Raw genomic sequence first — 14,267 nt, 5'->3', positions numbered from 1 at the left:
CCTGTTAGCGCGCGGCGCGGGCCGCCGCCATCTCCGATGCCAGGCGAATGGCGGCGATCAGGCTGTCGGGACGTGCGACGCCCTTGCCGGCGATGTCGAAGCCGGTGCCGTGATCGGGCGAGGTGCGGATGATCGGCAGGCCCAGGGAGACGTTGACCCCGCCCCAGAAGTCCAGCGTCTTGACCGGGATCAGGGCCTGGTCGTGATACATGCAGATGGCCGCGTCATAGGTCGCGCGCGCCTCGTCATGGAACAGGGTGTCGGCCGGTCTGGGGTCGGTGATGTCGATGCCCTCAGCGCGGAGATGTTCGGCGACGGGGATCAGGATGTCGCGTTCCTGCAGGCCCAAGGCGCCGCCTTCGCCCGCGTGGGGATTCAGGGCGGCCATGGCCAGGCGCGGGCGGGCGATGGCGAAGTCGCGTTTCAGGCTCTCGTGGACGACGCGGGCGGTGCGGGCGACACGCTCGGCCGTGACCAGTTCCGGCACCTGGTCCAGGGCGACGTGAATGGTGACGAGGCAGGCGCGCAGGTTCCGGGCCGTCAGCATCATCACCGGTCCGCGCGTTCCGGCGTAGGGCGCATCGGCGGTGAGTTCGGCGATGAACTCGGTATGGCCGGGGAAGCGAAAGCCCGAGGCGTACATGGGTGCCTTGGCGATGGGGGCGGTGATGACGCCGGACGCCTCGCCGGACAGGGCGAAGCTGACCGCCTCCTCGATCCCGTCGGCGACGGCCGATGCATTGGCCGGATCGGGCGACCCGACCAGGACCGGCGAGGGGAGGGGGCGATGGATGACGGGAAGGGCGGAGCAGAACAGGCCATGGGCGTCGCCGGGAGCGCCGACCTCGGCCACGGGAACATCTTGCGCGCGCAACAGCGCCGCGTCGCCGATGACGGCGAAGGGCGTCTGCCCGGCGCGCAACGCCTTCCAGGCGGCGACCACGATCTCCGGCCCGACGCCGGCGGGTTCGCCCAGCGTCAGAACCAGAGGCGCGACCGCTGGGGTCATTTGAACTCGATCAGGGCGTCGCTGCGCAGGTCGCGCAGATAGCGGCGCTCCAGCACGGCCAGGTTCTGGGCGCGCAGACGGTTTTCGACCTGCTGGCGGTTTGGCGCTTCCGGCCCGCCGACGCGACGACCGCAGACGGCGACCAGGTGCAGGCCCAGCGGGGTGCGAATCGGCGTCGAGACCGAACCGATTTCGCCGGTGCGGGCGAACTGCTGGAACTGGGGCGCCAGGTTGGCGACATCCGATTCGCCGAGGTCTGCGCCCAAGACGCCCTGCGTCGCGCGGGCCTGGGAGATGATGTTGTCGCAGGTCAGGCCGTTGCGCAGACTTTCCAGCTTGGCGGTTGCGGCGGCCACATCAGCTTCCGACGCGGTTTCAGGCAGTTCGACCATGACCTGCTTCAGCGAAACCAGGCTGGTCGAGGCGCCGTCACGCTTGTCGCGCAGATAGAGGATATAGACGCCGCCATCGACGACGATGGGGTTCGACAGTTGCCCCGGCTGGAGCTGTTCCAGTACCGACTGCACGGCCGGCTGGAGCGAATCCTTGACGACCCAGCCTGCATCGCCCGGCACGCGGGCGCTGGCCGAGGGGGCGGCGGAGAATTGCTGGGCGACGGCCTGGAACGGCGCGCCCTGGATGATCTGCTGCACGAGCTGGCGGGCGCCGTTCAAGGCCGCCTGGGCGCCGCCGACGCGCGCCGCGTCGATATAGATTTCACCGAGCAGGAACTGGGGCTTGGAGGCCGCCTCGTTCAGACGACGGACTTCCTGATCGACCTGAAGCGTGCTGGCGCGGGCGCGGCTGTTGAAACGGCCCGGGATCAGCTGGCTCCAGCCGATCTGGGTGCGCAGGTTGTCGCGGAAGGCGGCGGGCTGGATGCCGCCCTGTTGCAGGAACTGCAGATAGGCCTGCGGCGTCGTGCCGGCGGCGCGGGCCATTTCGGCGATCTCGCCGTCGACTTCCTCGTCCGTGACCTTCAGGCTCTCGAACTTGGCCATCTCCTGATCCTTGAGGCGATCCTCGATCAGGGCGTTCAGGGCGGCCTGCTGGATGGCGGGCAGGTTCTGCTCGGTCGGCTGGACCTGGGACGAGGCGATCAGCATCAGCATGCGCTGACGCAGGTCATAGCCGGTGATGATCTTGTCGTTGACAGTCGCGACGATGCCGTCGGCCATTTCGAACTGAGGGGCGGGGCGCGCCGTCGTGGGCGCCTCTTCAGCCGCAGGGTTCGGCGCGCCGGCCGCAGGGCTCTGCGCGGGTGTCGAGGCTTGCGCGGGAGCGGGCGCCGTTTGGGCATAGGCCGAACCGGCGAGGAGGACTGCCGCGAGCGCAGCCCCCGTCGAATAACGCATCAAACCCATTGTTCGTCCTGATTCCTCACAGCGGTCCGCCGGCCAAACCGGCAGGCAGTCGCGCCCCTTAAAGCGTCATGCTCAACGCATTTCGCCCTGTCCATAACCTGAACCTCCGAAAGTGGCGAGGTTTAGGCGCACATAGACGCCTTCTGACGCGCCGCCGGGCCGCGCACGCGTGTTGTCGCGACGATAACCCAGCTCGAACCGCAGGCAGTCGTCATCGAAAAGCACGCCGATTTCGGATCGGGTGATCTGGTTTTCTTTTAGATCAGCGATGCCCGCGACGGTGAAGCCCCAGTTCTGGAAGACGAATTGCTGGCCCGCCAGTTGAACGAACTCGTAGTTCCGGTTTAGCGGTCCGTCGACCGGGTTCGACTGATCCAGAATGTAGCTGACGGTCGCCAGGTTGCGGCGCCCCCAGCGGCCGTCTAGCGCCGCCTCGGCGCGGCGCACTTCGCCCGAACCGTTGACGGTGGCGTGGAACCAACTGCGGATACGATCGGAGGGGGAGAAGTCGCCCTGCACGACCCAGTCGGACGTCTCGGACGCAAGGCCGGTCGGATCATACAGCCGTGCGGGATCGTCCGGGATGGAGGTGCGGAAGTCGTCCTGCTGATCAAAGCGATAGCTGCGGCCAACGAATAGGCTGGCCTTGCGCCCTTCAGCCCAGCGGATGGTGGCGCGACCGCCCGCCGTCACGCGCGCGCCGCCCTCCAGCAGGTCATAGCCGGAGAAGCGGTCCATGCGGAACAGCGACGACTCGTCCAGCTCAAGAACCTGCGAATCCTCGATGGGAATGCGGCGGTCGAGGCTGACCTTGTTGGACACCGACAACTGACCCACCGGCTCCAGGATGATGTCGGCGTCGGCGATGCGTTTGATCAGAGGATAAGCGATGTCCACGCCTGCGCTGAACCGGGACCGGCTGACTGTCTCGTCGCTGTCGATGCCCATCATCGGCGGCAGATCGGACATGGAATAGAGATCGACCCGCGTGTCGACGAACGGTTCCACGCGAACGCCGACGGGAAGGATGATCGCGCGGCGCCATTCCGCCTGACCCGTGATGCGGCGGCTGTCGACGCCGGCGAGACCTGTCGTGACGGCGGGAACGATCTCCGGGTTCAGGATCGGCGCGCCGACGAAGGCGTCGCGGTAGAGAGAGACGGCCGAGCCCTTCAGGCGCAGGCGGCCGCCAAAGACCAGTTCGCGCGGTTCCCAGCGTGCATCGATCAACGGTGCGACGAAGGGCAGGGTGTCGTCGTCCTCGAATACCTTGAAGCCGTTGGCGTCGCGGAAGTCCGTGGCGGCGAAGGCCGGGTTCAGGCGCAGGCTCTGGATCGAGAAGGCGGCGACTGAAACGTAAGAGCGATCGGTCTGATGCTCCGCGTAGGTCTGGCTGATCAGACGACGGCGGTCGCCGTAGTAGAGGCCGTTGTCCTGATAGGGAGAGCGGACGTCGTAGCGGTCGAACAGCGTCTTGTCCGAGGTGCGCTCGGCCGTGAAGCCGAATCGCCAGGGGCCGTCCGGATCGAATTCGCCGTGCGACAACAGATAGCTACGATGCTCGCGGTCGCCGAAGCGGACGTTGCTTTCAAACTTCCCGTCGCCGTCCCGGTCGAAGTCGCCGAACTCGCGCTCGTAGGTGTAGCCGCCGCGCGCCACGATCATGCCGTTGGCGAACCGTCGACGCCATTGCAGGTTCAGCAGCGGGGCGACCCTGGTGTTGATCTGCGGGCTGATCAGCCAGTCCTCGGACGGCGACACGACGTGCAGATAGGGAACCTCGACGGAGACGCCGCGACCCTCGTCATAGTTGACGATGGGCACCAGGAAGCCAGAGGCCCGCTCCACCGAGGGATCGGGGTGGGCGAAGAAGGGCGTGTAGAAGATGGGCACCGGCCCGATGTAGAAGACGGCGTTGCGATAAAGGATCGCGCGCAACTGCTCGTCCTGCGTCACCTTTTCCGCCTGGATCGAGATGGTCGGCGTCCTGGGACCGCCATCGTCGCAGATCGGGCAGGGGGTGAAGCGGGCGTAGTTCAGTTCGCTGACGTTCTCGCTACGGCGCACAGCCGTTGCGGCCATCAGGCTGGCGCCGTTGGCCAGACGCGTGGCGAAATCGACGGCGACGCCCGTCTTTAGGTTTTCGTCCAGCTCGAGACGGCTGGCGTAGACCACGGTGCCATCGGGCGCGATGGCTTCGACGCGGCCTTCGGCCGTCGCCGAACCGGCGTTCAGATCATAAGACAGGTTCTCGCCGCGCAGCACATGGCCGCGCGTGCGGACATAGGCGCGGTTCTCGGGCGTGCCGCTGACGATGATGGTGTCGCCTTCGCGACGCGCGTTGTCGGCATCCACATAGACCGCTTCGGGCGGCAGGCCGTCGGAAGGCGCGGCCGCGGGTGGAGGGGTCGTTTGCGCCCATGCGGGCGTCGCCAAGGGCGCGCAGGCGACTAGGGCCGCACCGGCGAGAAGCCTTGCTTTGAAAGCGTCGAAGCGCCGATCACCCTGCATAGGCCATCCGTAGTCTGAGAAGCGAGCGCCCGATTAGCCGTCTTCGGTATAGAACAGCAAGGTCAAGGCTGCGAGCGCCGTAAGAACAGGCGGCAGCCAGGCGGCGACGAAGGGCGCCACGACCTCGGCCGATCCCATCGCCGACGAGAACTGGTTCAGGAAGAAGAAGGCGAAGCCCAGCACCACGGCGGACACGCTCATGCGCGCCAGGTCACCCAATCGCATCAGCCGCAGCGAGAAGGCGGCGGCCAGAATGGACATGGCGGCGAACACCAGCGGCGTAGCCAGAAGTTGCTGGAAGCGCAAGCGATAGGCGGTCGAGGTGAAGCCCGCGTTTTCGATTCGGCTGATCTGATTGGGAAGCGACCAGAAGGGCGTGGCCTGCGGCCGGGCGAAACGCTCGAAGGCCTCGTCATCCGCCAAGCTGGAGACCAATGTCAGGCTGGAATAGGTGACGGCGCGCTGGCCGATCTGGGCGCCGACGGCGTCGGTCAGGCGCCAGCTGCCGGCGTTTAACGAGGCCGACTTGGCGTCGATCCGCTCGGAGAAGGTGCGACCGCCGCCGGGCGCGGTCGTGTAGATGAAGAAGCTGACGTTCAACAGTCGGGCGTTGGCGCGGTCCTGCTGGCCGGCGCGAATGATCATCTGGCGTTGATCGTCGCCCTCGCGCAGCCAGATCGCCTCCTTGGGGTCGCCGCCGGGCGCCGTGCCGGAAATGCGCGCGCGCTCGCGTTGCCACAGACCGTCGCCGGCCGACGCCATTGGACCCAACACAGTGACGGTCAACACGCCCAGGACAAAGGCCATGCCGGCCGCCGGCAGGACGAACCGCCAGGCGGAGACGCCCGCCGCGCGCATGGCGATCAGTTCGCTGCGTCGGTTCAGGCTGATGAAGGCCGACAGGGTGCCGAACAGGAAGACGAACGGCATCAACTGCACGATGACCGAGGGCGACTTCAGCAGCACAAGGCCGAAAATGCGCACGGCCGACAAATCCTGAGCCGAGCCGACGCCGCGCGAGACCTCGACAAAGTCGATCAGCATGACGAGGGCCGAAATCACGGCCAGGGCCACGCCCAGCGACTTCAACTGCTGGACCAGCACATAGCGTTCGATGCCGCCGAGACGGGGGATATGCGGCGAGCGACGGGCGGCGACGGCGGTCATGCGAACTTGGCCTTCAGATCGCGCAGGGCGGCGGTGGTCCGGCTGCGACGCGGCTTCAGCGCGCGGAACAGAACCCGCAGGGCGACGACGATGGCCACGATCGGCACGACGTACTGGAGCACGTTCATCCAGCCGTTCCAGGCGCTGGCGGCGACAAGGCCATAGCCAACGACGCGCAGGACCAGGAACAGGCCCGCCGCCTTGGCGATGCGCAAGGTATAGCCGGTGCGGCTGAAGGCGCCGCCCAAGATGGCCGAAAGCGCCAGGGCCATGGCGACCATGGCGTAGAGCGGCGAGGCCAGCCGCGAATGCGCCTCGGCCAGCAGTTCGCCGCGCGAGCCGGCGACCTCAAGCACCTTGGCCGTCGGGTTCAGCAGCTGGCGCAGATAGAGGTCGGTCGGCTTGTAGCGAATGGTGTCGGTCACCCCGACGAAGGGCGCGAGAGAGAAATCGTATCGCCCGAACGACAGCGTCTCCAGCACGCCGCCCGACGAATAGCGTTGGGCCGAACCGTCGATCATGATCAGAATGGGAATGCCGCCGACGTCGCGGCTGAAGCGCGCCTCAGACGCGTTCCAGGTCGTGACCTTCTCCTTGTCGTCCAGATAGACGAACAGGTTCTTCAACAGACCGTTCTGCTCGATCTGCTGCACATAGACGGTCAGGCCGTCAGGCCCCTGAACGAACTGGCCTTCCTCGACCAATAGAGCGGCGAGGTCGGTGCGGATGTCGAACGCCTGTCGCCGCGCCTCCTGCTGCGCCCAGGGCAGAATGAAGACGTTGACCAGCAAGGTGACCAGGGCGACCAGCACGGCGATGCGGGCGGCGGGGGATATGACCTGCCACCGGGTCATGCCCCCGGCGAAGGCCGCCGTCAGCTCCTGTTCGCGTTGCAGACGGGTCAGGGCGATCAGGGCGCCGACGAAAAGGCCGATCGGCAGAATCACTGACAGCAGTTGCGGCAGAGCGAGCAGGGTCAGCTTGACCATGATCCACACGCTCTGACCGCGCTCCACGATGACCTGGAGTTGGTCGAGGCTTTGGCTCAGAATCCCGATTCCCGCCAGCGCTGCGCACGCGGCGATCACAGGGAACAGGATCTGGCGAAAAAGGTATCTTTGAATCAGGGTCATGGGCGGATGGACTTCGCCCGGTTGCAGGCGGCGATATTGAGGCGCATCTAGTAGCACATCAGGGCGCGTCCGCGACAAGCAGACGCGCCGTTGTCATTTTGCTGTTTGCAGACGCCGGGTGGGGCCTGGCTGGAGTTGATTGAATGAAGATCGAATTCGTCGCCGCCGTGGACGCCGCCGAGATTTTGGCTGTTCCGGTTTTTGAAGATCGCACCTTCACCGCCGCCGGGACCGCGCTGGACGGCAAGGCCAACGGCGCCCTGACCAAGGCGGCGGGCAAGGGCCGTTTCACCGGCAAGGCAGGGCAGAGCCTGAGCATCGCCGCGCCGGCGGGCGTCGAGGCGGACGTCGTGCTGCTGGTGGGCGCCGGCGCCAAGGACAAGCTGGACGACCTGGCGGTCGAGGCCTTCGGCGGCAACGCCTATGCGGCGGTCAAGCTGTCGGGAGCCGAGGTGCTGACGATCGACGCTTCGGACCTGTCGCCTGAGCAGGCCGCCCGCGTCGGTTTCGCCGCGCGTCTGGCCGCCTATCGCTTCGACAAATATCGCACGACGCAAAAGGCCGACAAGATTCCGTCGATCACCGCCATCCGCGTGGTCACGACCGACCTGCGTGGTGCGGAAGCCTCGCTGGAGCCTCTGTCGGCGGTGGCCGACGGCGTGATCTTCGCGCGCGATCTGGTGTCCGAGCCCGCCAACGTCCTGTATCCGGCCGAGTTCGCCAAGCGGGTGAAGGCGCTGGAGAGCCTGGGCCTTGAAGTCGAAATCCTCGGCGAGGCCGAGATGGAGAAGCTGGGCATGCGCACCCTGCTGGGCGTGGGCCAAGGCAGCCGTCGCGAAAGCCAGCTTGCGATCATGAAGTGGAACGGCGGCGAAGCCGGCGCTCAGCCGCTGGCCTTCGTCGGCAAGGGCGTCTGCTTCGACACCGGCGGCATCTCGATCAAGCCGGCGGACGGCATGGAAGACATGAAGTGGGACATGGGCGGCGCGGCCGCCGTGACCGGAACCATGATCGCCCTGGCCAGCCGCAAGGCCAAGGCCAATGTCATCGGCGTGCTGGGCCTGGTCGAGAACATGCCGGACGGCAACGCCCAGCGTCCGGGCGACGTGGTCGTGTCCATGTCGGGTCAGACGGTGGAGGTCATCAACACCGACGCCGAAGGTCGCCTCGTTCTGGCCGACGCCCTCTGGTACACGCAGGAGCGTTTCAAGCCGAAGTTCATGATCGACCTGGCCACCCTGACGGGCGCCATGATCGTGGCCCTGGGTCTGGATTACGCCGGCGTCTTCTCGAACTCCGATCATGTCGCCGATCCGATCCTGGCGGCGGCCAAGAAGGTCGGCGAGAACTTCTGGCGCATGCCGATCCCGGCCATCTACGAGCAGCACATCGATTCCAAGATCGCCGATGTGAAGAACACCGGCAACGGCCGCGCCGGTGGCTCGATCACCGCCGCCCTGTTCCTGCAACGCTTCACCAACGGCGTGCCGTGGGCGCACCTGGACATCGCCCCTACGGCCTGGGCCAACAAGAGCCCCAGCCCCACCGTGCCGGAAGGCGGCGTCGGCTTCGCTGTGCGCACGCTGGACCGAATGGTCGCGGATTCCTACGAAGGCTGATCGGTCGAGAGGTAGAGCCGGGTGAGCGACAAGCCCGAAATCTGGTTCTATCACCTGGAGCGTTCGTCGCTGGATCAGGTGCTGCCAACCCTGCTCGAAAAGACAATCGAGCGGGGCTGGCGGGCCATGATCAAATCGTCGCATTCGCACCGACTGGATGAGGTCGACGAGACGCTGTGGACGTTTCGCGATGACAGTTTCCTGCCGCATGGCCGGGCCGACCAGCCCCATGCCGAGCGCCAGCCTGTGCTGTTGAGCGAGACAGGCGAGAACCTGAACGGCGCTCAGGCGCTGTTCATAGTCGACGACGCAGAACTGGGCGTGACGGAGGGTTTCGAACGATGCTTCATTATTTTCGACGGTCGGGACGAGCCGGCTCTGCAAAATGCGCGGGGACGTTGGAAGGCGTTGAAGGGGCAGGGGGCGAACCTGGCCTATTGGCGTCAAATGGACGAAGGGCGCTGGGAAAAGGCGGCCTGATCGGACTGGTTCTGCTGGCCGGCTGTTCGACGCCGGTTTCCGAGGCGCCTGCGCCGCGTGCGGTCGAGCAGGCCCAGTTGAACCCGCCCGTCGGCAGTCGCATGCCGACCGGACAGACGGAAGACTTCTGCAAGGCCGGCGAGATGCAGTATCTGGTCGGCAAGTCCCGGACCGAAATTCCGGTGCCGGTGGATGTCGTCAATCGGCGCGTGACCTGCACCACCTGCCCGGTGACGCAGGACTTCTCCGCCTATCGTCTGAACATCTTCTACAACGAACAGACCGGCATCATCGAACAGGTCCGCTGCGGCTGAGCCCGACGCAAGGAGACGACCATGAAGATCATCGTGAGCACCCTATTGGCCGCTGGCGCTTTGGCCGTGTCGGCCTGCGCGCCGGTCCAGACCGCCGAGCCTGCGCCCGGATCGGACACCGCCTTCAAGGCGTGCAAGGTTTCGGATTATCAGAGCTACGTCGGCCGCAACCGTTCGACCATCCCGACCGCGCCCACCGGCCAGACGTTCCGCGTGCTCTGCACCACCTGCGCGGCGACCATGGACTATCGCGAGAACCGGGTTAACTTCGTCTATGACGAAGCGACCAACATCGTGCGCGAAGTGAAGTGCGGCTGAGTTAGCGCCCAACCGTATCGCCCGGCCACAGCGGTCCGCTGAACTTCGCCGTCAGATAGTCCATGAAGGCCGTGACCCTGGCCGGGCGCGGGCCGCCGCTGGGCGAGACAAGGTGCAGGGCGATGGGCGGCAGGCGCCAGTCGGTCATTACCGTCTCGAGACGGCCGTTGGCGACGTCCTTCCAGTAGATGAAGTCCGGCTGGGGAAAGAGCCCCAGACCCGCGCACAACGACGCCGTCAGGGCGTCTGAGTTGTTGGCGCGCAACGGCCCGCGCGGATGCACCACCACTTCTTCACCCGCCTCATTTCTGAACCGCCAGGTGTCGGGGCTGGGCATGTAGGCGTAACCGAGGCAGGCGTGACGGGCCAGATCGTCGGGATGAGTGGGGCGACCCCGCTGATCCAGATAGGACGGCGAGGCCACCAGGGCGCGAGCCACAGGCCGGAGCTTGCGCGCCGTCAGCGAGGAATCGGCCAGGGCGGCGATCCTCAGCGCGCAATCGAAGCCGCCGCCGACCAGATCGATGACCTCGTCCGACAGGTGAAGATCGACCGACACGTCGGGATGGGTGGCTAGGAACTCGGGCAGGGCCGGGGCCACATAGGCCATGCCGAACGACATGGGCGCCGCCAGTCGCACCAGACCGCGCGGCGTGACGGACATGTCCAGCGCCTCCGACACCGCGCCCTCGGCCTCGGCCAGCATGTGGGCGGCGCGGGCGGCCAGGGTTCTGCCTGCATCGGTAAGGGCGAAGCGGCGCGAGGTGCGGTGAAGCAGGGTGGTCTTCAGCTGCCGTTCCAGGCGCGTCACCGCTTTGGACACCGTCGCCTTGGACAGGCCCAGCGTCTCGGCTGCGCCGGAGAAGGATTGGCTGTCGGCGACCTTGGCGAAGATGGCCAGGGCTTCCAGATCGGGCAGGCGGGACATGGGCGGCCTTGCGTCCTGAAACGATGAGTTTCGGTTGTTTCTATTTCTGATCGGTCGCCGATCTCTATCTTGGCGTCAAGCAAAGGCGTCGGACGGTTCCGACGCGAAAGGACGAGTGCGATGATCGAGCGCAGACCATTTGAATCCCTCGGCGGCGCCAACCACGGCTGGCTGAACGCGAAACACCATTTTTCCTTCGCCAACTACTATGATCCCAAGCGGATGAGCTGGGGCAATCTGCGGGTCTGGAACGACGACGAGATCGCCGCCGGAACGGGCTTCCCGCCGCATCCGCACGCCGACATGGAGATCATCACCTATGTCCGAGATGGGGCCATCACCCATGAGGACAGTCTGGGCAACAAGGGTCGCACCGTCGCGGGCGATGTCCAGGTGATGAGCGCCGGAACCGGCATTCGTCACGCCGAATACAACGCCGAGCCGGACCTGACGCGGATCTTTCAGATCTGGATCGAGCCGACCCGGCGCGGTGACGCGCCGAGTTGGGGCACCAAGCCCTTCCCCAAGGGCGAGCGGTCGGGGCAGTTCGTGGTCCTGGCTTCGGGATTTGAAGGCGACACGGACGCCCTGCCGATCCGCACCGATGCGCGGATCGTGGCGGCGACGCTGAAGGCGGGCGACAGCGCCGACTATCCGCTGGGCGGCGCGCGGCGGGCCTATCTGGTCCCGGCGAAGGGCGAGGTCGAGGTCAACGGCGTCCGGCTGAACGCCCGCGACGGCGCGGCCATCGCTCAGGAGGATGTCGTGACGGTCAAGGCGCTGTCCGACGCCGAGATCGTGCTGGTGGACGCCGCCTGATTTTCGGATCAAGCTTCACGGTCGGGCCCGATCCGACCGTGAACAACCGCATCAAAAAGGCGAGGAAAGAGAATGTTCAATCAAGTGAATGGCTGGTCTTCCCGCGCCCTGGCGGCGCTCAGGATCGTCGCCGGCCTGTTGTTCCTGGCGCATGGCGTCATCAAGGTCTTCGGCTTTCCGGCGGGGGCCGAGCCCGGTCAGCAGGAGCTGCTGTCGCTGTTCGGCATCGGCGGGGTGATCGAGCTGATCACGGGCCTGCTGCTGATCCTGGGCCTGTTCACGCGTCCGGCCGCTTTCATCGCGTCGGGCCAGATGGCTGTGGCCTATTGGATGTTCCACTTCCCAAGCAGCCCATATCCGGCGGTGAACGGCGGCGACGCGGCCATCCTGTACTGCTTCATTTTCCTGTATATCTTCACCGCCGGTCCTGGCGCGTGGAGCATCGACAATCGAACCGCAAAGCGGTTCTGATTTTTCAGAATGCAAAAGCCGCCGCGCTGTCCGGCGCGGCGGCTTTTTCATGCCTGAAGGCTTGCAGCCCAGTCGGCGGCGCGGACCAGACTGTCGACGATGCCGGGTTCCGACGAGGCGTGGCCGGCGTCGCCGACGATGTCCAGATGGGCCTCGGGCCAGGCGCGGTGCAGCGCCCAGGCGCCTGAGATCGGCGTCACCACGTCGAACCGGCCCTGCGCGATCCAGCACGGGATATGCCGCATCCGGTCGACATTCTTCAGCAGCCAGCCGTCCTCCTCGAAGAAGCCGGCGTTGGTGAAGAACCAGTTCTCGATCCGAGCGAAGGCGACGGCGAAGTCGGGCTCGGCGAACTTGTCAGGGCGGGCGTTGGGGCCCTCGACGCTGACGGTTTCGCCCTCCCAGCTGGACCAGACGACGGCGCAGCGTTCGCGCTCGGCGACGTCATCGCCGATCAGCCGCTTGTAATAGGCGGCCATCAGGTCGCCGCGCTCGGCCTCGGGGATGGGGGCGATGAAGCGCTCCCAGGCGTCCGGGAAGATCATCGAGGCGCCGTCCTGATAGAACCAGTGCAACTCCTTCTTCGTCAGCAGGAAGATGCCGCGCAGCAGCAGCGCGATGACCCGCTCAGGATGGGTGATGGCGTAGGCCATCGACAGGGTCGAACCCCAGGACCCGCCGAACACCACCCATTTGTCGACGCCGCACAGGGCGCGAAGACGCTCGATATCGTCGATCAGGGTCCAGGTCGTGTTGTCTTCCAGCGAGGCATGCGGCCGGGACTGACCACAGCCGCGCTGGTCGAACATGATGATGCGATAGACGGCGGGATCGAAGAAGCGCCGCATGCCAGGGTTCACCGCGCCGCCCGGTCCGCCGTGAAGGACCAGTACCGGCAAGCCGTGCGGATTGCCAGATTCCTCGTAATAGATTTCATGCACGCCTTCGGTCGGCATCCAACCCGAGGCATGGGCCTCGATCTCGGGGTGGAGCACACGACGCGGCTCGGCGGGCGTGGGGAAGGCCATGGATGCTTGGTCTTTCTACGAGGAAATCAGGGGCGAGAACGCAAGGCCGCAAAGGCCAGGCATAGCCAGCCAGCGATCATCAGCAGGCCGCCGATCGGGGCCACGGCGCCGAACGCCGGCACGCCGAGAAAGGCGATCGCCGCCAGGGCGAGGCAGAAGATCAGGCCGCCGATTGATCCGAGCCAGCCCGCAAGCCGCGCCGGCCCGCCGCCCCCTGTCCATTGGGCGCAGGCGAAGGCGAAGACGGCGTGGACGATCTGGTACTGGGCGCCGGTGGTCAGCAGGGTCTTGATCTGCGGCCCGGCGCCATGGGCGGCGAAGGCGCCAAGCGCCACGGCCAGGGCGCCGTTCAAGGCGGCGAAGACGATCAGGTTGCGACTCACTGTCATTTGGAAACCCTAGACCGAAGGGCGCCCGATGTCTGCGACCCAAAAGGGTTAACCTATGCGCGGCAGCGGCGTCAGGTGGCTGGCCATGGCCGAGGCGGCGGCCTTGACGCCCTTGCGCACCGCCGCTTCGTTGGCGGGGGCGGGCGCGCGCAGCAGGCCGATCGATGGCGTCAGCGGCCCATCCGGAAGGTCCGAGAGCACGCGGTAGAGCAGGTAGGAGCCGGCGTCCTCTTCGATGTCGGACGAGGCGTCAGCTTGCAGCCCGGCTGCGGTCAGGGCGCGAACCATGTCGGCGACGGGCGCCGTGGTGCGGGCCACGCCCGGCCCGGTGCTCGACAGGCGGTGCTTGTAGTCGAGAGTGCGGTTTTCAGCGCGCATCTGGACCCGGAAGCCTGCGCCCTTTTGCGTGCGTCCGACGAGGAGGACAGCCCGGCATTCCCCGCTGCCGAGACGGGCGGCCAGGGTCGAGGCGAGTTCGTCGGGATCGGCGGCGGCGATGGGCACAGCGCGGGCCCCGCTGGGGCTCCAGATTTCGCCCGACAGATCCTCGACCAGGTCCCAACCGTCATCGTCGCCGTCATAGGCGCAGATGATGATGCCAGGGCGGCGATCACCACTGGCACGACTGTCGATTTGGTTCATCGTGCCAGCCATAGCCCCATCCATGACAGTTCGGTGACGTGCAAGAGGCTGTAACTTCCCGACGCCGTCAAGTCC

At 66.3% G+C, this 14,267-nt stretch carries 15 protein-coding genes; 6 read left to right on the top strand and 9 right to left on the bottom strand.

The genetic code is table 11. From position 1 onward, the window contains the following. Positions 1-4 precede the first annotated feature (4 nt). The 5 genes from pdxA to JX001_RS11760 form a co-directional block, all read right to left on the bottom strand. Positions 5-1,009 carry a 4-hydroxythreonine-4-phosphate dehydrogenase PdxA gene (gene pdxA / locus JX001_RS11780; protein ID WP_205681157.1) on the bottom strand — a complete coding sequence of 335 codons (1,005 nt, stop codon included), beginning with the start codon at positions 1,007-1,009 and terminating at the stop codon, positions 5-7. Then, the gene (locus JX001_RS11775; protein WP_241004631.1) at positions 1,006-2,373 is read right to left on the bottom strand and encodes a peptidylprolyl isomerase; all 1,368 of its coding nucleotides are present in this window, start codon (positions 2,371-2,373) and stop codon (positions 1,006-1,008) included. The genes pdxA and JX001_RS11775 overlap by 4 nt, the downstream gene beginning before the upstream one ends. Before the next feature lie 72 nt (positions 2,374-2,445). Continuing rightward, entirely contained in the window at positions 2,446-4,809 is a 2,364-nt protein-coding gene (locus tag JX001_RS11770) for an LPS-assembly protein LptD (RefSeq protein WP_241004630.1), read from the bottom strand. Positions 4,810-4,917: 108 nt separating this feature from the next. Next, entirely contained in the window at positions 4,918-6,051 is a 1,134-nt protein-coding gene (gene lptG, locus JX001_RS11765) for an LPS export ABC transporter permease LptG (RefSeq protein WP_205681155.1), read from the bottom strand. After that, positions 6,048-7,184 carry an LptF/LptG family permease gene (locus JX001_RS11760; RefSeq protein ID WP_205681154.1) on the bottom strand — a complete coding sequence of 379 codons (1,137 nt, stop codon included), beginning with the start codon at positions 7,182-7,184 and terminating at the stop codon, positions 6,048-6,050. The genes lptG and JX001_RS11760 overlap by 4 nt, the downstream gene beginning before the upstream one ends. A gap of 143 nt (positions 7,185-7,327) precedes the next feature. On the opposite strand from JX001_RS11760, the gene JX001_RS11755 reads away from it, so the two are divergent. Genes JX001_RS11755 through JX001_RS11740 form a run of 4 tightly spaced genes read left to right on the top strand, consistent with a single transcriptional unit; the run spans position 7,328 to position 9,915 of the window. Then, on the top strand, positions 7,328-8,803 hold the full coding sequence (locus JX001_RS11755; protein WP_205681153.1) for a leucyl aminopeptidase: 1,476 nt from the start codon (positions 7,328-7,330) through the stop codon (positions 8,801-8,803). Between the two features lie 21 nt (positions 8,804-8,824). Beyond that, positions 8,825-9,283, top strand: a complete 459-nt coding sequence (locus JX001_RS11750) for a DNA polymerase III subunit chi (protein ID WP_205681152.1) — start codon at positions 8,825-8,827, stop codon at positions 9,281-9,283. Beyond that, positions 9,241-9,597, top strand: a complete 357-nt coding sequence (locus JX001_RS11745; protein WP_241004629.1) for a DUF1996 domain-containing protein — start codon at positions 9,241-9,243, stop codon at positions 9,595-9,597. The genes JX001_RS11750 and JX001_RS11745 overlap by 43 nt, the downstream gene beginning before the upstream one ends. A 21-nt stretch (positions 9,598-9,618) precedes the next feature. Continuing rightward, entirely contained in the window at positions 9,619-9,915 is a 297-nt protein-coding gene (locus JX001_RS11740) for a hemolysin (RefSeq protein WP_205681151.1), read from the top strand. Between the two features lies 1 nt (position 9,916). On the opposite strand, the gene JX001_RS11735 is transcribed toward JX001_RS11740, so the two are convergent. Further along, on the bottom strand, positions 9,917-10,843 hold the full coding sequence (locus JX001_RS11735) for a LysR family transcriptional regulator (protein ID WP_205681150.1): 927 nt from the start codon (positions 10,841-10,843) through the stop codon (positions 9,917-9,919). A gap of 120 nt (positions 10,844-10,963) precedes the next feature. Here JX001_RS11735 and JX001_RS11730 point away from each other — a divergent pair, with 120 nt between their 5' ends. Together JX001_RS11730 and JX001_RS11725 are read left to right on the top strand one after the other, a co-directional pair. Next, entirely contained in the window at positions 10,964-11,662 is a 699-nt protein-coding gene (locus JX001_RS11730) for a pirin family protein (RefSeq protein WP_205681149.1), read from the top strand. 72 nt (positions 11,663-11,734) lie between these two features. After that, positions 11,735-12,133, top strand: coding sequence for a DoxX family protein (locus JX001_RS11725; RefSeq protein ID WP_055755196.1), 399 nt, complete (start codon positions 11,735-11,737; stop codon positions 12,131-12,133). Between the two features lie 47 nt (positions 12,134-12,180). Here the strand turns inward: JX001_RS11725 and pip are convergent, their stop codons facing one another. Genes pip through JX001_RS11710 form a run of 3 tightly spaced genes read right to left on the bottom strand, consistent with a single transcriptional unit; the run spans position 12,181 to position 14,204 of the window. Continuing rightward, positions 12,181-13,161, bottom strand: coding sequence for a prolyl aminopeptidase (gene pip, locus JX001_RS11720; RefSeq protein WP_205681148.1), 981 nt, complete (start codon positions 13,159-13,161; stop codon positions 12,181-12,183). 26 nt (positions 13,162-13,187) lie between these two features. Then, the gene (locus JX001_RS11715; RefSeq protein ID WP_205681147.1) at positions 13,188-13,550 is read right to left on the bottom strand and encodes a DUF423 domain-containing protein; all 363 of its coding nucleotides are present in this window, start codon (positions 13,548-13,550) and stop codon (positions 13,188-13,190) included. 48 nt (positions 13,551-13,598) lie between these two features. Then, complete coding sequence (locus tag JX001_RS11710) at positions 13,599-14,204, bottom strand: C15 family peptidase (RefSeq protein ID WP_241004628.1); 606 nt, start codon at positions 14,202-14,204, stop codon at positions 13,599-13,601. Between the last annotated feature and the right edge of the window lie 63 nt (positions 14,205-14,267).

Source organism: Brevundimonas fontaquae (genome assembly GCF_017086445.1).
GTDB lineage: Bacteria > Pseudomonadota > Alphaproteobacteria > Caulobacterales > Caulobacteraceae > Brevundimonas > Brevundimonas fontaquae.
Note: the sequence above shows the minus strand (reverse complement) of the source record. Positions and strands in the feature narration are given on the sequence as shown.